Genomic DNA, 23,020 nt, shown 5'->3' with positions numbered 1-23,020 from the left:
GATCATGGGAAACAACGACCGTAGCGGCGGGGTGGCGAACTCCCGGCGGACCCGGCTCGGCGCCGGTTGGACCCCGAGTCACCACACCGAACCGCGCGAGTACGAGATCGTCGAGGGCCCGGTGGCCAACGCCCTGCGCTCGCGCGCCGAGGACGACGCCGCCACCGGCGAGTCCTGACCTTCCGTGGTCCGGGAGCCGGCCGGGTCGCCGCCGGTGCGACTCGGCTCGGCTGGACCGGGTGACTAGGCTCGACCGGGTGGAGCAGACCCCAGGCCGGCTCGCCGGGCCGCCGCTGACCCCCCGTACCGCCGTGATCTGGTCGGTGCTGCGCGCCGAGCTGGAGCGCCGCACCGGCGCCGCGCTGACCGTCCTCGACGTCGGCGGCGGCACAGGCGGCTTCGCCGTGCCGCTGGCCCAGGCCGGGCACCGGGTGACCGTGGTCGACGCCAGCCCCGACGCGCTCGCCGCGCTGACCCGCCGGGCCGCGGAGGCCGGTGTGGCCGAGCGGGTCCGCGCCGTGCAGGGCGACGGCGACGCGCTCGCCGGCCTGGTCGAGCCGGGCAGCGCCGACCTGGTGCTCTGCCACGCCGTGCTGGAGGTCGTCGACGACCCGGCGGCGGTCGTGGCCGCGCTGGCCGCCGCGCTGCGCCCGGGCGGCGCCGCGAGCGTGCTGGTCGCCGGCCGGGCCGCCGCGGTGCTCGGCCGGGCCATGAACGGGCACCTGGACGTCGCCGCCGCGCTGGCCGCCGACCCGGCCGGCACCGCCGGCAGCCGGGACACCCTGCGCCGACGTTACGACGCCGACCGCGCCGCCGCGCTGCTCGCCGCCGCCGGGCTCGTCGTCGAGGAGATCCACGGCGTACGCGTGCTCGCCGACCTCCTCCCCGCCGCCGTCGCCGACGGACAGCCGGCCGCCCTGGTCGAGTTGGAACGGGCACTCGCCGCGCGGGCGCCCTGGCGGGACCTCGCCGCCCAGCTGCACCTGTTCGCCCGCCGCCCGTGACCGACCCGCTGGAGATCGTCGGGCCGCGCTACGGCGACGCCAGCCTCGCCGACGTCCTGCCCGCCGCGCTCGCCGTGCTCGGCGTGCCCGGCGCCGCCGACCCGCTCGGGCTGCGGGCCGCGCTGCCCGGGGTACGCCGGATCGCGGTGCTGCTCGTCGACGGCCTCGGCTGGCACCAGATCCCGACCGCCGCCCCGTACGCGCCGACCCTGGCGGGGCTCGCCGCCACCGCCGGCCGGCAGCTGACCTCCGGCTTCCCGTCGACCACGCCGACCAGCCTGGTGACGCTGGGCACCGGCGCCGCCCCCGGCGTGCACGGCGTACTCGGGTTCACGGTGCGGGTGCCGGGGACCGACCGGGTGCTCAACCACATCGAGTGGGCGGCCGATCCGGCACCGCTGCGCTGGCAGCCGGTGCGTACGCAGCTGGAACGGGCCCGTGCCGCCGGGGTCGCGGTGACCGTGGTGAGCCGTCCGGAGTTCGGCGGCAGCGGGCTGACGCTGGCCGCCAACCGGGGCGGCGACTACCGGGGCGCGTCCGGCGTCGACGCGCTCGCCGAACGGATGCTCGCCGCCCTGGCCGCCGGCGCGGGACCCACGCTGGTCTCCGGCTACCACCCCGACCTGGACCGGCACGGCCACCTCACGGGCGTCGACTCGGCGCCCTGGCGTATCGCCGCGGCCGAGGTGGACCGGCTGCTGGCCCGGCTCGTCGACGGGCTGCCGCCCGACGCCGCGCTGCTGGTCACCGCCGACCACGGCCAGCTCGACATCCCGGCCGGGCACCGCTTCGACCTGGACACCGACCCCCGGCTGCGCCCCGGGCTGGAGGTGGTCGCCGGGGAGCCCCGGGTCCGCTACCTGCACGTCACCCCCGGCGCCGTGGACGACGTGGTGGCCGCCTGGTCGGCGGTGCTCGGCGACGCGGCCCGGGTGCGTACGCGCGACGAGGTGGTGGCGGCCGGCTGGTTCGGCCCGGTGGCGGAGGAGCACCTGCTCCGCATCGGCGACGTGGTGGTGATCTGCAACGCCACGTACGCGGTGACCGCCTCCCGCTCCGAGCCGCCGGCGGTCTCCCGGCTGGTGGCGTACCACGGGGCGGACACGGCGGCCGAGATGACCATCCCGCTGCTGGTCGTACGCGGCTGACGCGCCGGCCCGCCGGGCGGGGATGTCGCAGGTCCGGGCTAGCCTGCGGGGATGGGTCGCAGCCAGTCGTTGCCCCGGGGCGGCGATCCCCGGTTCGGGCCGGACGCCGACGATTCCGGCTGCCCGATCCTGCACGTCGACATGGACGCCTTCTTCGCCTCGGTCGAGGTCCGGCGCCGTCCGGAGCTGCGCGGTCGGCCCGTCGTGGTCGGCGGGACCGGCCCGCGCGGGGTGGTGAGCTCCGCCAGCTACGAGGCCCGGCGCTACGGCGTACGCAGCGCGATGCCCACCGCGCGGGCCCGGGCGCTCTGCCCGCAGGCGGTCTACCTGCCGCCCGACTTCCCGCAATACTCGGCGGCCTCCACCGCCGTCATGCAGATATTCCGCGACGTGACCCCGTTGGTCGAGCCGCTCTCCCTGGACGAGGCGTTCCTCGACGTGGCCGGCGCCCGGCGGCTGTTCGGCCCGCCGGCCGCCATCGCCCGGCGCATCCGTGAGCGGGTCGCCGCCGAGCAGGGGCTGACCTGCTCGGTCGGCGTCGCCCCGAGCAAGTTCGTGGCCAAGCTCGGCTCGACCCGCGCCAAGCCCGACGGCCTGCTCGTCGTCCCGGCCGCCCGGGTGCTCGACTTCCTGCACCCGCTGCCGGTGTCGGCGCTGTGGGGGGTGGGGGAGCGGTCCACCGAGACGCTGCGCCGGCTGGGCCTGGCCACGATCGGCGATCTCGCCGCCGCGCCGATGGGCATGCTGCGCAAGGCGCTCGGCGAGGCGGCCGCCACCGGGCTGCACGAGCTGGCCTGGGGACGGGACCCGCGCCGGGTCAGTCCGGAGCACGTGGAGAAGTCGATCGGCGCCGAGGTGACCTTCGACGTCGACGTGGGTGACCCGCTGGAGATCCGCCGGGCGCTGCTCGCGCTCGCCGAGAAGGTCGGCGTCCGGCTGCGCCGGGCCGGGCAGGTCGGGCGCACCGTGTCGCTCAAGGTGCGGCTGGCCGACTTCCGCACCGTCAGCCGCTCCCGCACGGCAGGCACACCGACCGACGTCGCCAGGGAGATCTTCGACACCGTCTGGGCGCTCTACACCGCGCTCGACCCCGGTGATCCCATCCGACTGGTGGGCGTACGCGTCGAGGGGCTCGCCGCCGCGCAGGAGACCCCGCGACAGCTCACCCTCGGCGCGCCCGAGCGGGGCTGGCGGGAAGCGGAGGCCGCAGCCGACGCCGCGGCTGCCCGTTTCGGGCGGTCCGTCATAGGTCCGGCCAGTCTGCTGGGGCCCCGGGACGGGCGACGAAATGAAAATCCTCCCCGGCCGTAGGTCGTCCCGCTTTCCGACGCGCGGGGGCCCTCGTAGACTTGCGGGTAAGCAGCCGGTTGGCTGCCACGGTCTGTCGGCCCGCCCGGGCCGACCAACGTGACCGGGGAGGAGTGCCGTGCCGCTCTCGGAGCACGAGCAGCGGCTGTTCGAGCAGATCGAGCGGTCGCTTGCCGAGGACCCCAAATTCGCCTCGGCCGTGCGCGCCAGCGATCCGCGCTTCCACGCGCGGCGTCGCCTGCTCGTCGCTGCCGGCTTGATGATCGCCGGGCTGGCCCTGTTGGTCTACGGCGCGGTGATCAAGCTTCCGCCGCTGGCAGTGGCGGGTTTCGTCGTCATGCTGGCCTCGGCCGCGTTCGCGGTGCAGTCGCATCGTCGGGCGCAGTCGCCCGACCTGCACGTCGTCGGCGGGACGACGAGTCGTCGTCGCCCCCGAGGTCGGTCGGGTCGCCGGCCCTCGATCCTGGATCGGATGGAGGACCGGTGGCGGCAGCGCCCGGAGGGACACCGCTGAGCCCGGCCCGACACTGAGTCGGGCCTACCGCTGAGTCCGGCCCGGCACTGAGCCGGGCCGCGCCGACGAGTCGGCCGCCGGCACGCCCGGCGGCCCCTGACGATTCCGCACGCCCTCGGGGCGTGCCTCCTCGCATGTCCCGGCACGCCCACCGGCCCTGAGCCCCGGCTCGGGGGCCCGTTCGGCTCAGCCGGCTCCGGCATCCCGCTCGGGGCCCGTTCGGCTCAGCCGGCCCGGGTCCTCCTTGCTCTGGCCCGGCTCGCGTCACCCCCGCCCCGGCTCGCGTCGCCCCCGGTGCGCCCTGCCAGCCCCGTCGTCCGGTCCGCGCTGGGCCCGGTCGGCTCCCGACAGCCCGGCACCTGGGGGGCACCCGTCCCGGCGCGGCCCCGCGAACGCGACGGGCCGGCAGGGCGAGGACGCCCTACCGGCCCGTTCGGCCGTCGGTCAGCGGGCTACCCGGTCGGCCAGCAGGCGACGCGGGCTCCAGCGCAGCAACCGGTGCCGGGCCCGTCCGCCCGCCGCCACCAGCCGGGACGACGCCTCGGCCGTGCCCGTGCGCCAGCGCAGCAGCACCGACGGCGGCAGCACCGCCGCCATCAGGCGGGTGCGCCGGTCCGCCCGCGCGGCGAGCGCGGCGCGTACGGCGCGCAGGGCCGGCAGGAGCTTCTCGCCGGTCAGCGGGTCACGGGCGTAGCGGGCGCGTTCCTCGGCGCGGCCGAGCAGGCCTACCGCCGTGACCGCCTCCGCGTCGGCCGTGAGCGCCTCCCGGGACAGCCGACCGGCGGTCGCCCGGGGGGTCTCCGTGCGGTCGATCCGGACCCGGTAGTCCACCAGCGTGTCAAGCAGTTCGTCCCAGGCGGCGTGCGCGTCCGCCCGCGCCCGCTCCGCGTCCGCCAGCACCACCATGCGCCGCCCGTCCGCGGGCGCGTCGCCGGCCGCCTCGGGGCGTACCGGCGTCGCTGCCGGGGCCGCCGGGCCGCTGCGCCGCCGGCGCAGGGCCGCCCTCCGCAGGGCCGGCAGGGCGAGCAGGACGAGCAGGGCCAGCACCGCGCCGGCGGCGTACCAGGGCCAGACCGGACGCCGCTCGGTCGCCGCCGCGTCGCCGAGGGCCAGGCCGGAGTCGAAGTCCTCCTCGGGACCTGCCGGCCCCGCCGGCCCGGCCGACGGGTCGGCGCCGCCGGGGGCACTCGACGGGCCGGGGGCCGGCGCCTGCTCCTCCGGGGCGTCGGTGTCCGGCGCCCAGGCCGAGCGGGTCGAGCCCTGCACGCCGTACGCGGGGGTGGCGTCGAACGGCACCCAGCCGACCTCGTTGAAGTAGACCTCCGTCCAGGCGTGCAGGTTGCGGTTCGTCAGGGTGTAGGTGCCCTCGCTGGAGTTGCTGCCGTTGGCGAAGCCGAACGCCACCCGCGCCGGGATGCCGGCGGCCCGGACGAGCCACGTCATCGCGGCGGCGTACTGCTGGCAGAAGCCGACCTTGTTGTCGAGGAAGTCGACGATCTCCCGCCCGCTGGTGCCGCCCTTGGTGCTCAGCGAGTAGGTGAAGCCGTTGTCCGAGGAGAAGTGGTCGTAGATCGCGCGGACCTTGTCGTACTCCGTGTCCTCGCCCCGCACCAGAGTGGAGACCAGCTCCTCGACCTCGGGCACCGGCGGCGGGGTGGGGTGCAGGCGCCGTACGGCGTGGTCGGCCGGCAGCGGCGGCGACCGGCGCAGGGCCGCCGGCGTGTAGGTCGAGCGCACGTACTCGAACGCGTAGCGCTTGTCGCGCGAGTTGTCCCGGTTGGAGAAGATCACCTGGAGGCTCGGGTCGTACGCCCAGTTGCCGCTCAGTTCCTCGGTGCGCACCGGTTCGGTGTAGACCGGCAGCAGCGGCATGGTGAGGTTCTTCGTCACCTCGACCGTGGCCTGGTACCTCCGCTGCTCGGCGCCCCGCGCGGACGGTGCCGGCAGGTCGTCGACGGGGCGCCCCGTGGGGGTGCCCTCCCGGAAGCCGCTCGGCGTGAGCTTGTCGGCCACCCCGAAGCGCAGGTAGAAGGGGTTGGGCTCGTTCGTGGTGACCTTGACCAGGTCGGCGACCTCGGACTGGTTGAGCTGCCCGCTCAGCGCCGCGAAGAGGTCGATCCGGCCGGTCCCGCCCTGCCCGGGGCGCCCGTTGCCGTTGCCGTTGCCCGAACCCGCGCCCAGCGTGTCGAGCAGCCCGCCCGTCATGCCCGGTACGGCCAGCGGCAGCAGCACGGCCAGCGCCACCCCCACCGCGGCCAGCCGCCGCCCGGCGGCGGCCAGCGGCGACGCCTCCCAGACGTCGACGTCGCGCCCGTCGCCGGTGAACCGTCGGCCGAACCGGCGGACCCGCTCGACGTTGTCGGTCACCAGCAGCCAGAGGAAGCCGGCGGCGCCGACGACGAACGGCACCGCCGGGACGCTGTCCACGTAGACCGCGACGGGCACCGAGTAGATCGCCAGCATCGGCAGGCCGGCCAGCGCCGGGCGACGCAGCCCGACGGCGAGCACGTCGACCACCACGGCCACCCCGCCGATCCCGAGGACCGTGACGAACAGCAGCGGATCGGTGTCGGGCACCTTGACGCCGTAGGAGCGCATGTCCTCCAGCGAGCCGTCGAGCAGCTCGCCGAAGTGCGTGAAGGTCGACGGGGTGGGCACGATGCCCAGCAGCTCGCCGCCGCCGGGAAAGAGCCAGGTCAGGGCCAGCGTCAGGCCGGCCAGCATGCCCAGCGCCTGGCCCCAGAGCGGAACCCGCGCCGCCCGGGCGAGCGCGGCGACGGCGGCGACCACCGCCACCGCGATCGTCGCCTGGATCAGCCACGTCCAGCGTTCGAAGATGGCCGACAGCGGGGCGGCGGCGAGCAGCGTCGCCACGGCGGCCACGAAGCCCAGGTTCCGGTGGGCGATCATGAGGGGACCCTTCCGTTCATCGCATGCCGCCGGCCACCGTCTCGGCCATGGCCGCCCGCAGCGCGAAGCCCTGCGAACCACGGGCCGCCTGCGGCCACAGCGCGGGCAGCTGCGTGCCGTGGTCGACCCCGATGACCCGCCAGCCGCTCTGCAACATGGCCAGCGCGGCGGCGCCGTGCGCGTGGTCGGCCTCGGCCCGGGCCTTGGCGGGCAGGTTGAGCCAGGTGGAGCTGTCGAGCAGGAAGCCGACGCAGGTGGCGCCGTTGCCGCGCAGCCCGGCGAGCAGTTCGGCCTCGGCCGTGCTCACCGAGCCGAACAGCCCGATGATCAGGCCGCCGTCCGCCCGTTGCCGGACCCGCTGCACGAGGGTGGTGAGCTCGCCCTTCTTGTCGAGCCGCACCTCGGCGAGGTGGTCGAGGAGCACCCCGTCGCCGGTCGCCTCGGAGGCGTCCACGTCGGCGCCGGAGCCGGTGACCAGACGCAGCTTGTAGCCGGCCTGCCGCAGGTGCACCGCGATGCTCGCCGCGGCGGAGACCGCCCACTCGAAGGAGGCCGTCGGCCCGTCGCCGCGGTGGCCGTACGCGCGGGTGTCCAGCACGACGGTGGCCCTGCTCTCCCAGGGCTGCTCCTCCCGGCGCACCATCAGCTCGCCGGTGCGCGCGGTCGACTTCCAGTGCACCCGGCGCAGGTCGTCGCCCATCCGGTACTCCCGGGTGGCGGCGTCGTCCTCGCCGTGCACGGCGACGGAGCGGGCCCGGCTGTCGCCGCTGCCGGCGTACTCGCCGGGCAGACGCACCGAGGGCAGCGGGGTGACCTGCGGGATGACGGTCAGGTGATCGGTGCTCGGGAACGCGCGGCTCAGCTCGCACAGCCCGAACGGGTCGGTCATCCGGACCACCAGCGGGCCCACCTCGTAGCGCCCGCGCACGTCGGCGCGCACCGTATAGGCCACCGAGCTGGCCTGGTGGGCGCCGAGCCGCTCCAGCACCACGCGGGGCCGGCTGCCCAGCGCGTACGGCAGCCGGTCCTCCAGCAGCAGGGTGCCGGTGGGCAGCCGGGACAGGTTCTGCAACCGCAGCACTACCCGGGAACTCGCCCCGACGGGCACCCGGTGCGGGTCCAGCGACCGGTTGCAGGCCAGCTTGTAGCGGCTGCGCCCGACGTAGGCCGCCGCCAGCAGCGGCAGGATGGCCAGCAGCACGGCGACCCGGAGCAAATCCTTCTCGCCGAGGATGCCGGCCGAGACCGCCGCCGCGACCGCGGCCGCGAGGAACGAACGGCCGCGGGTGGTCAGCCCTCGCAGCCCGTCGCGCACGTCACCGCCTCCGCGGCTCGTACGTGGCTCGGCCGTTGCCCTCGCCCGTCGGGCGGGTGTCGTACGGGGAGCGCCCGCGGTCGTGCGGCAGCGGCAGCCGGTGCACCAGCTCGGAGACGATCGCGTCGGTCGTACGCCGGGCGAGCTGGGCGTCGGCGGTCGGGATGATCCGGTGCGCGAGCACCGGCACAGCCAGCACCTGGAGATCGTCGGGCAGGACGTAGTCGCGTCCCTCCAGGGCGGCCACCGCGCGGGCGGTGCGCAGCAGCTGGAGGGTGGCCCGGGGGGAGGCCCCGAGGCGCAGGTCGGCGGCCTCGCGGGTGGCGGTGACCAGGTCGATCGCGTACTGCTTGACCGCGTCGGCGACGTGCACCTGGCGGACGTGGCCGATCAGCTGCCGCACGATGTTGGCGTCGGAGACCGGCCGCAGCTCGTCCAGCGGGTCGGTGGCGCCGTGCCCGTCGAGCATCGCCAGCTCGGCGCTCGGGTCCGGGTAGCCCATCGCGATGCGGGCGGTGAAGCGGTCGCGTTGCGCCTCGGGGAGGGGATAGGTGCCCTCCATCTCGATCGGGTTCTGCGTCGCGACGACCATGAACGGCGTCTGGAGGTGGTAGGTGACGCCGTCGACGGTGACCTGGCGCTCCTCCATGCACTCCAGCAGCGCGGACTGCGTCTTCGGCGAGGCGCGGTTGATCTCGTCGCCGACGACCAGGTTGGCGAAGACCGCGCCGGGGCGGAACTCGAAGTCGTGCGTCTCCTGGTTGTAGACGCTGACGCCCGTGACGTCGCTGGGCAGCAGGTCGGGGGTGAACTGGATGCGGCGCACGGAGCAGTCGATCGAGCGGGCCATGGCCTTGGCGAGCTTGGTCTTGCCGACGCCGGGCACGTCCTCGATGAGCAGGTGGCCCTCGGCGAGCAGGACGGCCAGGGCGAGCCGCACGGTGGCGGTCTTGCCCTCGATGACCTGCTCGATGTTCGACACGATGGCTTCGCTGGCGGCGCGGAACTCGTCGTGCGGCAGCAGGCCGCCCACCTCGTCCCAGGTCTGTTGTGTCACGGGCCTCCTCCTCGTCGCCGGACGGCAGCTCTGTATAGAGCAGCTGGACCCGCCGTAGGGTTCGCGACGCCGAGCCTCGTCTGCCGCAGAAATCTCATTGGTCTCTCAGGCTAACCATGTTTGTCGCTGTCGCCGACCCCTGCAGGTAGTCCGTCGGTTACGCGCGGAAATTTCGCCGGTCGGGGGACGCATGCGTCCCCGCCCAGGGGGTAGACGCCGCTCCTGATCCGGACGGGAGCGAACATGACCGACCCGGCGCCGCCGTCGGCTACCGACCGCCGCCCGGCATGATCCTGGCAGCCGTCCTCGTCTGGCAGGTCGTGCTCGCGGCCTGCGTACCCCTGCTGTCCCGTCGGCTGGGTCGCGACGCCGGCTATCCGTTGGCCGCCGGTTTCCTGCTGACGGCCGGGCTGCTGCTGCTCCCGCTCCCGGTGGTCCTCGCCGACCGGACGGTCACGGCCGACTGGCGGTGGCTGCCCTCGCTGGACGTCTCGGCCGCCCTGCGCATGGACGCCCTCGCCCTCGTGTTCGCCCTGCTGGTGCTCGGGGTGGGCGCCCTCATCCTCGCCTACTGTCCGCGCTACCTGGGCCGCGAGGCGTCGCACACGCGGACGTACCTGCTGCTGACCCTCTTCGCGACCGCCATGATCGGCCTGGTCCTCGCCAACGACCTGCTGGTCCTGTTCGTCTTCTGGGAACTGACGTCGGTGCTGTCCTTCGTGCTGATCGGGCAGGGCAGACCGGCAGCCGGGCCTCCGGCGGTGCGGGCGTTGCTGGTCACCTCGGGCGGCGGCCTGGCCCTGCTGGCCGCCGTCGTGGTCCTCACGCTGGAACTCGGCACGAGCGACATCGGCCGCATCCTCGCCGAACCGGAGCGGCTGAAGGGCGGTCCCGCCTGGGCGGCCGGCGCACTGGTGCTGGTCGCGGCCTTCACCAAGTCGGCGCAGGTGCCGTTCCACTTCTGGCTGCCCGGCGCCATGGTCGCGATCACCCCGGTCAGCGCCTATCTGCACGCGGCCACCATGGTCAAGGCCGGCATCTACCTGCTGATGCGGTTCTCCGCCCTGTTCGGCGGTCAGACCGCCTGGAAGCAGACGCTGCTCGCGGTCGGCCTGCTGACCGCCGTGCTCGGGGCCTTCCTGGCGTTGCGCCAGTACGACCTCAAGGCGCTGCTCGCGTACTCCACGGTGAGTCAGCTCGGGCTGATCGTCGGGGTCGTCGGGGTGGGCACCCCCGCCTCGGACGCGGCCGCGATCCTGTACACCGTCGCGCACGCGCTGTTCAAGGCGACGCTGTTCATGCTGGTCGGCATCATCGACCACGAGGCCGGCAGCCGGGACATCCGAAAGCTGTCCGGACTCCACCGGATCATGCCCGCGACGGCGGTGTTCACCGCCCTCGCCGCCGCCACCATGGCCGGCCTGCCGCCGACGATCGGCTTCGTCGGCAAGGAGGCGATCTTCGAGGCGCTGGCCGAGGCGCACCACCCGCGCTGGACCGCGCCGTTGGCGGCCGGGCTCGGGGTGCTGGCCTCGGTGCTGACCTTCGCGTACGCGGCCCGACTGGTGCACGGCGTCTTCACCGGCCCGCTGCGCCAGCAGGGGCTGCGTCCGCCGCCGCGCGCCTTCGTCGCCCCCGCAGCGGTGGCCGCGGTGCTGGCCACCACCCTGGGACCCATCGTCACCCTGCTCAGCCCGCTCGTCGAGCGCGCCGCGAACGACGCCCGACCTCAGGGCGACCCGCCGTACCTGGCGTTCTGGCACGGCTTCACCCCGGCCCTCGGGCTCTCCGCGCTCACCGTCGGGCTCGGGACGCTGCTCTTCGTGTTCCGTGCCCGGGCCGACCGGCTGCTGCGCCGCCTGCCCACCTCCACCCCCTTCGCCGTCTGGTTCGAGGCCGGCCGCGCTCGGCTGCTGCGCCTCGGCGCCCAGGTCGCCCGACCGGCCCGGGCCGCCGGCCCGGCGACGTTCCTGCTCCGGCCGGTGCTCGCCGTGCCGCTGCTGGCCGTGGTGGCGGCGGTCGGACTCGGCCCACTGCCGCCGCCGGTGGGCGATGCGACCCGTCCCGGCGACGCGGTGCTGCTGGTGCTGCTCGTGGTGACCCTGGTCGGGCTGGTCACGGTCCGCTCGGCGCTGGGGGCGGTCGGCCTCACCGGCACGGTCGGACTCCTGTTGTCCGTCTGGTTCGTGACCGCCGGGGCGCCCGACGTCGCGCTGACGCTGATGCTGGTCGAGGTGCTCACCACCATCGTGGTGATGCTGGTACTGCGACGCCGCCCGCCGCGCCTGCCCCCGGGCGGCGCACCGCGGGCCCTGCTGGCCGGCGCGGTGCTGGCCGGCGCGACGGGGCTGGCAGCGGCGGCCGGCACCGCGGCGTTGACCGGCCGCCGTGACCTGTCCGCACCCGGCCGCTTCCTGCTGGCCGAGGCGGCCCCGATCACCGGCGGGAGCAACGCGGTCAACACGATCCTGGTGGAGTTCCGCGCGCTGGACACGCTCGGCGAATCGGTGGTCCTGGCGGTCGTGGCGCTGGGGCTGGTCTCGCTCTCCGACCAGATCACCCGACCCGGACGGGGCACCCGGGCCGGTCCCTCCGTCGACCCGGTGCTCGTGTTCGCCCACCGGTTACTCGCTCCGGTGATGCTGGTGGTGTCGGGCTTTCTCTTCGTACGCGGCCATGAGGAGATCGGGGGCGGGTTCATCGGTGCCCTGCTGGCCGGTACCGCGGTCGGGCTGGGCCACCTCGCATACGCCGGTGCCCCGGCACCCCTGCTCGGTCGGTTGCGGAGCGGCCCGCTGCTGGTGGCGGGGCTACTGCTCTGTGTCGGTGTGGGATTGGCGGCGTTGCCGCTGGGTCGCCCGTTCCTCACTCTCGGCAAGGTGGGTCTGCCCGGTGGGGCGACCCTGCCGTTCTCCAGCAGCCTGCTGTTCGACCTCGGGATCTACCTGATCGTCCTCGGATTGATCGTGGCGGCGGTCCGCCGGCTCGACCTGCCGACCCGACCCGCCCCGACGGGACGGCCGAGGTGACGGCCGCCGTCATGGTCGGCGTGCTGGTCGCCGCCGCCGTGCACCTGCTGCTCCAGCGTGGCCAGCTCCGGGTGATTCTCGGGTTCCTCCTGCTCGGCCACGCGGTCAACGTGCTGCTGCTCTCCGCTGGCGGGCTGGATCGCCGCACGCCCGCCTTCGAAGGCGGCGGCGAGGAGATGGCCGACCCGCTGCCGCAGGCATTCGCGCTGACCGCCATCGTGATCAGCTTCGGCATCACGCTCTACCTGCTCGGACTGCTCAGCGCGGACGGACCGACCGGAGGTGGCGAGCAGGGGACCGCCGAGGACCCTTGCGCCCCGGAGGATGGGCAGGACGACGTGGGCGCCGATGGCGGGGACGAACGGTGAGCCGGCTGCTGGTCCTGCCGTTCGCCGGTCCGCTGCTGACCGCCGCGGTACTGCTCGCCACGCCACGCCGCCGGACGGCGCACCGGGTGGCGGGCCTCGCCGTGACCGCCGCCGTCCTCTTCCTGGCCGTCGCGCTGCTGGTGGCCACGCGGGACGGCACGGTCGTGGCCGAGCGGATCGGCGGCTGGCATCCCCTGGTGGCGATCGGGTTCGCGGCCGACGCGTTCAGCGCGCTGATGGTCACCGTCTGCGCGGTGGTGGTGCTGGCCTGCCTCGCCACGGCCACCGCATCCGGCGACGACCACCATCCACTGTTCGTGCCGCTGGTCCTCGTGCTCTCGGCCGGCGCCTACGGCGCGTTCCTCACCGCCGACCTGTTCAACCTGTTCGTACTGATCGAGGTCATGCTGGTGCCGTCCTACGCGCTCGTCGCGCTGGGCGGCGGCGCCACCCGGCTCGGCGCCGCCCGGGTCTACGTGGCGATGAACCTGCTCGCCTCCACCATCCTGCTGGCCGGGGTCGGGCTGGTCTACGGGGTGACCGGCACGGTGCAGTTCGGTGACCTGGCGGCCGCCGCGCGCACCTCGCCCACGGTGGCCGTGGCCGCCGGCGTCGTGCTGTTGGCGCTGGCGGTCAAGAGCGCCGTGGTGCCCTGGCACGACTGGCTGCCCAGGACCTACCCCGAGGCGCCGCCCGTGGTGCTCGCGCTCTTCTCCGGGCTGCTCACCAAGGTCGGCCTCTACGCCCTGATCCGGATCTACGCCGTCGTGTACGACGGCGATCCGGCGTACCTCGGGGTGATAGCCGTGGCGGCGCTGCTCAGCATGGTGGTGGGCGTGCTCGGCGCGCTCGGCGAGGCCACCATGCGCCGGGTGCTCACCTTCCACATGGTCAGCCAGATCGGGTACGTCCTGCTGGGACTGGCCCTGTTCACGGCCGCGAGCCTCGCCGCGGCGGTCTTCTACCTGGTGCAGTACATCCTGGTGAAGACGGCGCTGTTCCTCTGCGCTGCGGCGGTGCACGCCGGCCACCGGACGGATCGGCTGGACCGGCTGAGCGGCCTGTCCACCGTCCATCCCGTGCTGGCACTGGCCTTCGCCGGCGCCGCGCTCTCCCTGGCCGGGCTCCCACCGTTCTCCGGGTTCGTGGCGAAGTTCCTGCTGATCAGGGCGGTGGGCGACGCCGGGCAGTGGGCGGCGGTGACGGTGGCCGTCGGCGTCAGCCTGCTCACGCTGGCCTCGATGCTCAAGATCTGGGGCGGGGCGTTCTGGGGGGAGCCACCCGGTCCGGACGAGGCCGCCGCGACCCGCGTGCCGGCCCGGACGGTGCTGCCGGCGTTGACCCTGGCGGTCGTGTCGTTGCTGCTCGGCCCGGTGGCGCAACCTCTGCTCGGGCTCGCCGACACGGCGGCGGCCGGTCTGCTCGACCCCGACGCCTACCTGAGGGCGGTGAGCGGCCGGTGAGCGTGGACTGGGGGCGGCGGGCGGTGGTGCGGGTCGGGCGGGTCCTGCGGTTCCTAGGGTGGTTCGTCGCCCGCCTGGTGGTGGCCAACCTGGTGGTCGCCCGGGAGATTCTGACCCCGGGCTGGCGGCTGCGCCCGGCGATCGTCCGGGTGCCGCTGCCCGGGGCGAGCAGCACCGAGTTGGTGCTGACGGCGCTCTTCGTCGGGCTGACCCCGGGCACCCTCACGGTGGCGGTCCGCACGACCCCGCCGGTGCTCTTCGTGCACGGCATGTACGCCGAGGACCCGCACGCGTTCCGCCGGGAGGTCGTCGAACTGCAACGGAAGCTGCGGTCGGCCGTCCGTCCCGCCGGTGGGCAGCCGGCCGGACCCGCACCCGCGGCCGGCGACCCGGATGGGAGGTGAGCACGTGTTCCTGCTCGACGTGGTGCTCGTCGTGCTCGCGCTGTCGGTGCTGCCGGTGATCTGGCGGCTGGCCGTCGGCCCGACGGACGCGGACCGGGCGGCTGCCCTCGACCTGGGCTTCTTCGTCGTCCTGGCCGCGGTGGCCGTGCTGGCCGCCCGGCTGGACTTCCCGGCCCTGCTGGACCTGGTGCTGACCGGCACCCTGGTGGCCTTCCTGGCCACGGTCGCCCTGGCCCGCCTGGTGCACCGGCGGTCGCGCTGATGCGCACCGTGCTGGCGGCGATTCCGCTGCTCGTGGGCACCGGACTGATCGCGGTCAGTGCTCTTGGCCTGCTTCGGTTGCCGGATGTCTACAACCGGATGAACGCGGTGGCCAAGGCGGCGAGCCTGGGCATGGTGTGCGTGCTGGCGGGGGTGCTGGTGCTGGTGTTCGATGCGCGCAGCGCGGTGGTGGTGGCCGTGGCGGTCGGACTGCAACTGGTCAGCGCGCCCGTGGGCGGCTACGCGCTGGCCGTGGCGTCCTACCGGGCGGGCAGCCCGTTGGCCGCGCTGACCCGCTACGACGACCTCGCCGACGCCGACGCCGACGCCGGATCGCCCGCCGATGCCGGAGGCGACCCGCCGGGTGGCGGACCTGCGGGTGGCGGACCCGCGGGTGGGTAACCGTCTCGCCGTCGCCATCGACCCGGCGGTAGACTGCGGGGCATGTCCGTGGCCGGTCTGCTTCTTACCGAGCCGTGTTGACGCGCTGATCCGCGACAGCACGGCCGCCCCTCCTGCGCGAGGGGTTTTTTTGTGCCTACCGGACGAGACCGACCCGCATCCCGCGGTACGACGAACAGCGGATCGAGGAGAGACGCCATGAGTGAGGCAGCCGCACCGGCCAGCGACGTGCCGCCGTTCCGGTACACCGCGGCCCTGGCCGAGGAGATCGAACAGCGCTGGCAGGAGGTCTGGGCGCGGGAGGGGACGTTCCACGCCCCGAACCCGACCGGCCCGCTGGCCGACCCCGGTCACCCCCGCGCCGGGGCGGAGAAGCTGTACGTCCTGGACATGTTCCCGTACCCGTCGGGCGCGGGCCTGCACGTCGGCCACCCCCTGGGCTACATCGGCACCGACTGCTTCGCCCGCTACCAGCGGATGGCGGGGCGCAACGTGCTGCACGCGATGGGCTTCGACGCGTTCGGCCTGCCCGCCGAGCAGTACGCGGTGCAGACCGGCACCCACCCGCGCACCACCACGGTGGCGAACATCGAGCGCTACAAGGCGCAGCTGCGCCGGCTGGGCCTGGCCCACGACGAGCGCCGCTCGGTGGCCACCATCGACACCGACTTCTACCGCTGGACGCAGTGGATCTTCCTGCAGGTCTTCAACTCCTGGTACGACACGGACGCGAAGCGGGCCCGCCCGATCGCCGAGCTGATCGCCGAGTTCGAGGGCGGCAACCGGCCGACCCCCGACGGGCGGGCGTGGGCGGAACTGTCCGTCGCCGAGCGCCGGGCCGTCGTCGACGACCACCGGCTGGCGTACGTCTCGCAGGCGCCGGTGAACTGGTGCCCGGGGCTGGGCACCGTGCTGGCCAACGAGGAGGTCACCGCCGACGGCCGCTCCGAGCGGGGCAACTTCCCGGTCTTCAAGCGCAACCTGAAGCAGTGGATGATGCGGATCACCGCGTACGGCGACCGGCTGCTGGACGACCTGGACACGCTGGACTGGCCCGAGCCGATCAAGCTGATGCAGCGCAACTGGATCGGTCGCTCCACCGGCGCGCACATCGACTTCCCGACCACCGTGGAGCCGATCCGGGTGTTCACGACCCGGCCGGACACGATCTTCGGCGCCACCTACATGGTGCTGGCCCCCGAGCACGAACTGGTCGACGCGCTGGCGCCGGCCGCCTGGCCCGAGGGCACGAAGGACGCGTGGACCGGCGGGCACGCCAACCCGCGCGCGGCCGTCGAGGCGTACCGCAAGGCGGCGGCGGCCAAGACCGACGTCGAGCGGCAGGCCGACACGAAGGAGAAGACGGGCGTCTTCGTCGGCGCGTACGCCACCAACCCGGTCACCGGCGGGCGGATCCCGGTCTTCATCGCCGACTACGTGCTGGCCGGCTACGGCACGGGCGCGATCATGGCGGTGCCCGGCCAGGACGAGCGGGACTGGGCGTTCGCGGAGGTCTTCGAGCTGCCGATCGTGCGTACCGTGCAGCCGGCGGAGGGCTTCGACGGCAAGGCGTACACCGGGGACGGCCCGGCGATCAACAGCGCCGCGCCCGAGCGCGGCCTGGACCTGGACGGCCTGGGGGTGGCCGAGGCCAAGGCGGCGACCATCGGGTGGCTGGAGGCCAACGGGCACGGCACCGGCGCGGTGACCTACCGGCTGCGCGACTGGCTGTTCAGCCGGCAGCGCTACTGGGGCGAGCCGTTCCCCATCGTGTACGACGAGACCGGCGCCGCCATCGCGCTGCCGGAGGAGATGCTGCCGGTCGAGCTGCCCGAGGTCGACGACTTCTCGCCGCGCACGTTCGACCCGGAGGACGCCGACAGCAACCCGGAGACGCCGCTGTCGCGCCGGCGCGACTGGGTCGAGGTGGAGCTGGACCTGGGCGACGGCCCGAAGCGCTACACCCGCGAGACCAACGTGATGCCGCAGTGGGCCGGCTCCTGCTGGTACGAGCTGCGCTACCTGGACCCGACCAACTCGCAGCGCTTCGTCGACGCGGAGAACGAGGCGTACTGGATGGGGCCGCGCGGCGAGGGCGACTGCGGTGGCACCGACCTGTACGTCGGCGGCGCCGAGCACGCCGTGCTGCACCTGCTGTACGCGCGGTTCTGGCACAAGGTGCTGTACGACCTGGGGCACGTCTCGTCGTTCGAGCCGTTCCGCAAGCTGTTCAACCAGGGCTACATCCAGGCGTACGCGTACACCGACGCCCGGGGCGCCTACGTGCCGGCCGAGGACGTCACCGAGCGCGACGGCGGCTTCTACCTGGGCGACACCCAGGTCAACCGCGAGTACGGCAAGATGGGCAAGTCCCTGAAGAACGTGGTCACGCCGGACGAGATGTGCGCCGCGTACGGGGCGGACACGTTCCGCGTCTACGAGATGTCGATGGGCCCGCTGGAGGTGTCCCGCCCGTGGGAGACCCGGGCGGTCGTCGGGTCGTACCGGTTCCTGCAGCGGGTCTGGCGGGCGATCGTCGACGAGCAGACCGGCGCGCTGCGGGTCACCGACGCCCCCGCCGACGACGCGACGCGGCGGCTGTTGCACAAGGTGGTCGACGGGGTCCGCGGCGACATGGAGGCGATCCGGTTCAACACCGCGATCGCCAAGCTGATCGAGCTGACCAACGGGCTGACCCGGCTGGCGGAGACCCCGCGCGAGGTGGCCGAGCCGCTGGTGCTGATGGTGGCGCCGTTCGCCCCGCACGTCGCCGAGGAACTGTGGCGCCGGCTGGGGCACGACACCTCCCTGACGTACGCGGACTTCCCGACCGCCGACCCGGCGCTGCTGGTGGCGGAGACGGTGACGTATCCGGTGCAGATCAACGGCAAGGTGCGCGGCCGCGTCGAGGTCCCCGCCGACGCGTCCGAGGAGACCGTCCGCGCGGCGGCCCTGGAGGCGGTCGCGTCGTCGCTGGCCGGCAAGGAACCCCGCAAGGTCATCGTCATCAAGGGCCGCATGGTCTCCGTGGTGGCCTGATTTCTCTTGGATCGATCATGCAGTCGTGGTGGGGGGCGGAGTCCCCGGACCTGGACGAGTCGGGCACCACGACTGCATGATCGGCGCGGCTGACCTGGATCAGGGGTCGCGGCGGTGGGTGAGGGTCACGGCCGTCAGGGTCGCGGCCACGGACCAGGCGGCCAGGGTCAGCCAGGAGCCGGTGACGGTGGCCGGGTACGGGTCCGGGTTGAGGACGTCGGGGTGCACCTCGATCAGTCGTAGCCAGGCGGTGAGCGGCAGGGCGTTGTACGCCTCGGCGATCCACCGGTGCTCGTCGCTGTCCACCGCCATCGGCACCAGCACGAGCACCGCCGTGGCGGCGGCCACGGCCCCGGCGGCGTGCCGGGTGAGGGCGCCCAGACCCATCCCGACCAGCGCGCACACGGGCACCAGCACGGCGCTCGCCACGACGGCGCGCAGCACCCCCGGCTCGCCGATCGACCAGCCGGCGCCCCGGTCGGCGAGGATCGCCTGGGACACCCAGAACGAGGTCGCCGCGGTGACCGCGCCGAGGACGAGCATCACCCCGGCCAGGACGGCGGCCTTCGCCGCGACCATCGCCCGGCGGACGGGCACGGCGGCGAACGTGGCCCGGATCAGCCCGCTCTGGTACTCGCCGACGACCGTCAGGGCGCCGACGGTGGCCGAGGTGAGGATCAGCAGCAGGTAGCCGGCCTCGGGGAAGGCGTCGCGCAGCGGCCCGTACAGCCGGAACATCTCCCGGCGCCCCTCCGGGTACGCCGGCCAGTTCCGGTGGTCGGCGAGGCTGGCGTTGACGCTGACCCCGACCACGAACAGGAAGACCAGCGGCAGCGTCCAGCGGGTCGAGCGCAGCGACCAGAGTTTGATCCACTCGGCGGCCAGCAGGTCGCGGAACCGGGCCGGCGGCCCGGTCACGGTCGGTCGGCGGGTCGCCCCGGTCACGGCGGTCATCGGGTCCCCTCCCCGGCGAGGTACTCCACGCTGTCGGCGGTGAGCGCCATGAAGGCGTCCTCCAGCGAGGCCGTTCGGGTGCTCAGCTCGTGCAGCACGATGCGGTGGGCGAGCGCGAGGTCGCCGATGCGCGCGGCCGTCAGGCCGGTCACGATCAGCGCCCCGGCGTCGCCCGGCCGCACGTCCGCGCCCTCCGCCGCCAGCACGGCGGCCAGGCCCGCCGCGTCGGGCGTACGGACGGACACGGCGGCCCGGCTGCTCCCGGCCGCGAACTCGGCGAGGCTCTGCTCGGCGATGAGCCGGCCCCGGCCGATCACCACGAGCCGGTCGGCGCAGTTCTGCATCTCGCTCATCAGGTGGCTGGAGACAAAGACCGTACGCCCCTCGGCGGCCAGCCGCCGGAACAGGTCCCGTACCCAGCGCACCCCCTCCGGGTCGAGGCCGTTGAACGGCTCGTCGAAGAGGAGCACGGGCGGGTCCCCGAGCAGCGCGGCGGCGATCCCGAGCCGCTGCCGCATGCCGAGGGAGAAGCCGCCGATGCGCCGCCGCGCGGCGGCCGACAGCCCCACCTCCCGCAGCACCTCGTCGACCCGGCTGCGCGCGATGCCGTTGCTGCGGGCCAGGGCCCACAGGTGCGCGACGGCGCTGCGCCCGCCGTGCACGTCGCCGGCGTCCAGCAGCGCGCCGGCGTGACGCAGCCCGCGCGGCCGGTCGGCGAAACGCACCCCGTCCACGGTGACGGTGCCGCTGGTCGGCGCGGTGAGCCCGATGATCATCCGCAGCGTGGTGGACTTGCCGGCCCCGTTGGGGCCCAGGAACCCGGTCACGTGGCCGGGGCGCACGGTCAACGTGAGGTCGTCGACGGCCGTCGTGCGGCCGTACCGTCTCGTCAGGGCGTTCAGTTCGATCACCCGGCCCACGCTGCCGGGTGACGGCCGTCGCGGCGTCGCCCCGGCGGGCACATCCGGCGGGCGGTGACCCGCCCCGGGGCGTACGCCCGTGGGCCGATGCCCGGGCGGCGGCGGGCTGGCTACCGTGTGCGGCATGGATGCGACCGCGCCGCCACCGCGCCGCGCCCCGGCGCGGGCGGTGCTGCCCTGGCTCGGCGTCGCGGTGCTGCCGTTCGCCGTGCTCATGGCCCCGGTCGTGGCGTCGAGCCGCAACGGCGTGGGGTTCGGCGACTGGTGGCTCGCCGAGCGCTACCTGGTCCCGCTGCTGGCCGTGGCCCCGCCCGCCGGCCTGCTGCGGCGCCGGCCGGTGCTGGCCCTGGCGCTGATGCTCGTCGCGGCGTGCGTGGTCACCGTGGTCGTCAACGTCGGCGAGGACGGCTACCTGGCCGACATCTGGTACGCGCAGTTCCTGGCGGTCGACCTGGTGGTGGGGCTGATCGCGGCGGGGAGGTCCCGCCGCGTCTCGGCGCCGGTGGCCGTCGTGGCGCTCGCCGTGCAGATCACCGCGAGCTTCGTGAACCCCTCCACCGACCCGGTGAGCCGGGCCACGCTCTCCGTGCTGGCGGTCGTCACCGCGTGGACGGTCGGCAACTCCGTGCGGGCCCGGCGCGGCTACGCCGAGGCGCTGCGGTCGCACGCCGCCGCCGAGGCGGTCACCGCCGAGCGGCTGCGCATCGCCCGCGAGCTGCACGACATGGTCGCCCACAGCATCGGGGTGATCGCCATCCAGGCCGGCGTGGGGGCCCGGGTCATCGACACCCAGCCGGCCCAGGCGCGCGCCGCGTTGGCCACCATCGAGGCGACCAGCCGCGACACCCTGGCCGGCCTTCGGCGTACGCTCGGCGCGCTGCGCCGCCCCCATTCGGAGTCGGCGTCGCTGGATCCGACGCCCGGGCTGGACGACCTCGACCGGCTGGTCACGGCCGCCGCCGACGCCGGCGTGCGGGTGGACCTGCGGCGCGGCGGCGAACGGCGGCCGGTCCCGGCCGAGGTCGACCTCGCCGCGTTCCGCATCGTGCAGGAGGCGCTCACCAACGTGGTACGACACGCGGGCAGCGACCGGTGCCGGGTCACCGTCACGTACGGCCCCGACGAGGTCGCGGTGGAGGTCGTCGACGACGGCCGGGGCGGCTCGGTCGGCGGCGAGGGACACGGCATCGTCGGCATGCGGGAACGGGTCGCCCTGGCGGGCGGGCGGTTCCACGCCGGGCCGCGCCCGGAGGGTGGCTTCCGGGTGGCGGCGTGGCTGCCGACGGCGACGGCGGTACCCCCGGTGTCGCCGGCGGCGGTGGAGCCGGCCGGGACGGGGGAGCGGTGAGCGTCCGCGTGCTGCTCGTCGACGACCAGCCGCTGGTCCGCGCCGGCCTGCGGGTGCTCATCGCCGACGCCCCCGACATCGACGTCGTCGGCGAGGCGGGCACGGGGACCGAGGCGGTACGGCTGGCCCGCGAGCTCGTGCCGGACGTGGTGCTGATGGACCTGCGGATGCCCGGCATGGACGGCATCCGGGCCACCGGGGCGATCACCTCGGCGGGCGGCGTCACCCGCGTCCTCGTGCTCACCACCTTCGACGACGACGAGCACGTGCACGCCGCGCTGCGCGCCGGCGCGAGCGGATTCCTGGTCAAGGACATGGCGCTGGACGACATCCTCAACGCCGTCCGGGTGGTCGCCGCCGGGGACGCGCTGATCGCTCCCGGGGTCACCCGCCGGCTCATCGCCGAGTTCGCCCGCCGACCGGCCCCCGCCGCCCCGACCCGGGCCCTCGACGGCGTCACCGAGCGGGAGCGCGAGGTGCTGACCCTCGTCGGCCGGGGCCTGTCCAACGGCGAGATCGCCGCCGAGCTGACGATCAGCGCGGCCACCGCCAAGGCCCACGTGGCCCGGCTGTTCAGCAAGCTGGGCGCCCGCGACCGCGTGCACCTCGTCATCGCCGCCTACGAGGCGGGGCTGGTCTCCACGGCGGGATGAGGCGCGCGACCGGGTGGGGCGGGCGCGCTCCGGACGGTCAGCGCAGTGCGGCCGCGGTGCGGCACGGAGCGGGTCAGCGCAGCGCGGCCGTCACCACCGGGCGGTGCTCGGCCAGCCAGTCGTACCAGTCGCGCACCAGGTCGGCGATCCCCGCCTCGCGGAGCTGGCACATGGCCGGATCGCCCCGCTCGGCGCCGGTCGCGATCCCGCGCCAGGTCCCGTCCATCTGGGCGAGCATCACGTCGACCAGTTCGGCGCGGGGCAGCGCGAGCGACCCCGTGCCGGCCGCCTCGTAGGCGTCGCAGAGCAGCCGGGCGCGCCGGCCCAGCTCCACCGGGTCGGCTCCCGGCGCCGCCCAGTGCCAGGCGGCGAAGGCAACGTCCTCGACCCGCCGGCCCGGCGCGGCGAGGTCCCAGTCGATCAGCGCCACGGGCAGCGGGCCGGCGGGGGAATCCCGATACACCGTGTTCTTCGGGGACAGGTCGCGGTGGCAGACCGTCTCGGCGTCCCCGGCCAGCGGGCTGCCCGCGCAGGCGTCGTGCAGCCGCCGGACCAGTTCGGCCAGCCGGGTCAGCGCCGGGTCCGCGAAGTACGCCGGATCCTCCCTGTCCCGCCACGGCACCCGGCCGTCGACGTGGCTGAGCACCTGCCGACCCCGCTCGTCCGTGCCGAGGTGGCGGGGCGCGACGTCCGCGCCCACCCGATCCAGGTGCCGCAGCAGCGCGGCGACGAACTCGGCGTTCTCCGGCGGCGTACGCCGGACGGTGTCGCCGACCCGGACCACCTCGGCGATGAAGCCGCCGCGCAGCCGCTCCCCGGCGACGGCCGGGTCGACGCGACCGGTGGCGGCGGTCGGCTGCCGCTCCTCGTGTCCCGGCCCGGTGTCCCCGCCCGCCCCGGGCGACCGACTGCGCACCGCCGGC

20 protein-coding genes are annotated in these 23,020 nt (G+C 74.8%); 14 read left to right on the top strand and 6 right to left on the bottom strand.

The window, feature by feature from the left end:
- Nucleotides 1-4 precede the first annotated feature (4 nt).
- The 5 genes from AC5L34_RS13885 to AC5L34_RS13865 all read left to right on the top strand — a co-directional run bounded on the left by AC5L34_RS13885 (nucleotide 5) and on the right by AC5L34_RS13865 (nucleotide 3,974).
- Nucleotides 5-178 carry a hypothetical protein gene (locus AC5L34_RS13885; protein WP_172896422.1) on the top strand — a complete coding sequence of 58 codons (174 nt, stop codon included), beginning with the start codon at nucleotides 5-7 and terminating at the stop codon, nucleotides 176-178.
- Between the two features lie 61 nt (nucleotides 179-239).
- Nucleotides 240-1,004, top strand: a complete 765-nt coding sequence (locus AC5L34_RS13880) for a methyltransferase domain-containing protein (RefSeq protein WP_494825191.1) — start codon at nucleotides 240-242, stop codon at nucleotides 1,002-1,004.
- Complete coding sequence (locus AC5L34_RS13875; protein ID WP_441175137.1) at nucleotides 956-2,152, top strand: alkaline phosphatase family protein; 1,197 nt, start codon at nucleotides 956-958, stop codon at nucleotides 2,150-2,152. The genes AC5L34_RS13880 and AC5L34_RS13875 overlap by 49 nt, the downstream gene beginning before the upstream one ends.
- Before the next feature lie 51 nt (nucleotides 2,153-2,203).
- Nucleotides 2,204-3,463: a DNA polymerase IV gene (locus AC5L34_RS13870; RefSeq protein ID WP_441174851.1), complete on the top strand. Its 1,260-nt coding sequence runs from the start codon at nucleotides 2,204-2,206 to the stop codon at nucleotides 3,461-3,463.
- 115 nt (nucleotides 3,464-3,578) lie between these two features.
- A complete protein-coding gene (locus AC5L34_RS13865; RefSeq protein ID WP_101411912.1) occupies nucleotides 3,579-3,974 on the top strand; it encodes an SCO2097 family morphological protein in 396 nt (131 codons plus the stop codon).
- A 444-nt stretch (nucleotides 3,975-4,418) separates the two neighbouring features.
- Here AC5L34_RS13865 and AC5L34_RS13860 read toward each other — a convergent pair whose 3' ends face one another.
- Genes AC5L34_RS13860 through AC5L34_RS13850 form a run of 3 tightly spaced genes read right to left on the bottom strand, consistent with a single transcriptional unit; the run spans nucleotide 4,419 to nucleotide 9,256 of the window.
- Nucleotides 4,419-6,884, bottom strand: coding sequence for a transglutaminase TgpA family protein (locus AC5L34_RS13860; RefSeq protein ID WP_441174850.1), 2,466 nt, complete (start codon nucleotides 6,882-6,884; stop codon nucleotides 4,419-4,421).
- A 16-nt stretch (nucleotides 6,885-6,900) separates the two neighbouring features.
- A complete protein-coding gene (locus AC5L34_RS13855; RefSeq protein ID WP_441174849.1) occupies nucleotides 6,901-8,199 on the bottom strand; it encodes a DUF58 domain-containing protein in 1,299 nt (432 codons plus the stop codon).
- A gap of 1 nt (nucleotide 8,200) precedes the next feature.
- Complete coding sequence (locus AC5L34_RS13850) at nucleotides 8,201-9,256, bottom strand: AAA family ATPase (RefSeq protein WP_441174848.1); 1,056 nt, start codon at nucleotides 9,254-9,256, stop codon at nucleotides 8,201-8,203.
- A 287-nt stretch (nucleotides 9,257-9,543) separates the two neighbouring features.
- On the opposite strand from AC5L34_RS13850, the gene mbhE reads away from it, so the two are divergent.
- From mbhE to leuS, 7 genes are all read left to right on the top strand, one after another.
- Nucleotides 9,544-12,285, top strand: a complete 2,742-nt coding sequence (gene mbhE, locus AC5L34_RS13845; RefSeq protein ID WP_441174847.1) for a hydrogen gas-evolving membrane-bound hydrogenase subunit E — start codon at nucleotides 9,544-9,546, stop codon at nucleotides 12,283-12,285.
- An 11-nt stretch (nucleotides 12,286-12,296) separates the two neighbouring features.
- Nucleotides 12,297-12,653, top strand: coding sequence for a sodium:proton antiporter (locus AC5L34_RS13840; protein WP_441174846.1), 357 nt, complete (start codon nucleotides 12,297-12,299; stop codon nucleotides 12,651-12,653).
- Nucleotides 12,650-14,116 carry a monovalent cation/H+ antiporter subunit D family protein gene (locus AC5L34_RS13835; protein WP_441174845.1) on the top strand — a complete coding sequence of 489 codons (1,467 nt, stop codon included), beginning with the start codon at nucleotides 12,650-12,652 and terminating at the stop codon, nucleotides 14,114-14,116. The genes AC5L34_RS13840 and AC5L34_RS13835 overlap by 4 nt, the downstream gene beginning before the upstream one ends.
- A complete protein-coding gene (locus AC5L34_RS13830) occupies nucleotides 14,113-14,520 on the top strand; it encodes a Na+/H+ antiporter subunit E (RefSeq protein WP_441174844.1) in 408 nt (135 codons plus the stop codon). Before AC5L34_RS13835 ends, AC5L34_RS13830 begins: the two co-directional genes overlap by 4 nt.
- A gap of 4 nt (nucleotides 14,521-14,524) precedes the next feature.
- A complete protein-coding gene (locus AC5L34_RS13825) occupies nucleotides 14,525-14,782 on the top strand; it encodes a monovalent cation/H+ antiporter complex subunit F (RefSeq protein WP_441174843.1) in 258 nt (85 codons plus the stop codon).
- Entirely contained in the window at nucleotides 14,779-15,183 is a 405-nt protein-coding gene (locus AC5L34_RS13820) for a cation:proton antiporter (protein ID WP_441175136.1), read from the top strand. The genes AC5L34_RS13825 and AC5L34_RS13820 overlap by 4 nt, the downstream gene beginning before the upstream one ends.
- Before the next feature lie 198 nt (nucleotides 15,184-15,381).
- Nucleotides 15,382-18,222: a leucine--tRNA ligase gene (gene leuS, locus AC5L34_RS13815; RefSeq protein ID WP_441174842.1), complete on the top strand. Its 2,841-nt coding sequence runs from the start codon at nucleotides 15,382-15,384 to the stop codon at nucleotides 18,220-18,222.
- Nucleotides 18,223-18,321: 99 nt separating this feature from the next.
- On the opposite strand, the gene AC5L34_RS13810 is transcribed toward leuS, so the two are convergent.
- Together AC5L34_RS13810 and AC5L34_RS13805 are read right to left on the bottom strand one after the other, a co-directional pair.
- Nucleotides 18,322-19,176 carry a hypothetical protein gene (locus AC5L34_RS13810; protein WP_441174841.1) on the bottom strand — a complete coding sequence of 285 codons (855 nt, stop codon included), beginning with the start codon at nucleotides 19,174-19,176 and terminating at the stop codon, nucleotides 18,322-18,324.
- Nucleotides 19,173-20,087, bottom strand: a complete 915-nt coding sequence (locus AC5L34_RS13805) for an ABC transporter ATP-binding protein (protein WP_441174840.1) — start codon at nucleotides 20,085-20,087, stop codon at nucleotides 19,173-19,175. The genes AC5L34_RS13810 and AC5L34_RS13805 overlap by 4 nt, the downstream gene beginning before the upstream one ends.
- A 133-nt stretch (nucleotides 20,088-20,220) precedes the next feature.
- Here AC5L34_RS13805 and AC5L34_RS13800 point away from each other — a divergent pair, with 133 nt between their 5' ends.
- Nucleotides 20,221-21,444 carry a sensor histidine kinase gene (locus AC5L34_RS13800; protein ID WP_441174839.1) on the top strand — a complete coding sequence of 408 codons (1,224 nt, stop codon included), beginning with the start codon at nucleotides 20,221-20,223 and terminating at the stop codon, nucleotides 21,442-21,444.
- Complete coding sequence (locus AC5L34_RS13795) at nucleotides 21,441-22,097, top strand: response regulator (RefSeq protein ID WP_441174838.1); 657 nt, start codon at nucleotides 21,441-21,443, stop codon at nucleotides 22,095-22,097. Before AC5L34_RS13800 ends, AC5L34_RS13795 begins: the two co-directional genes overlap by 4 nt.
- 73 nt (nucleotides 22,098-22,170) lie before the next feature.
- On the opposite strand, the gene AC5L34_RS13790 is transcribed toward AC5L34_RS13795, so the two are convergent.
- Complete coding sequence (locus tag AC5L34_RS13790) at nucleotides 22,171-23,013, bottom strand: aminoglycoside phosphotransferase family protein (protein WP_441174837.1); 843 nt, start codon at nucleotides 23,011-23,013, stop codon at nucleotides 22,171-22,173.
- Nucleotides 23,014-23,020: the final 7 nt, after the last annotated feature.

It is taken from the genome of Micromonospora sp. ZG13, assembly GCF_059359355.1.
The sequence above is the reverse complement of the archived record's forward strand: the minus strand, read 5'-3'. Positions and strand labels throughout refer to the sequence as shown.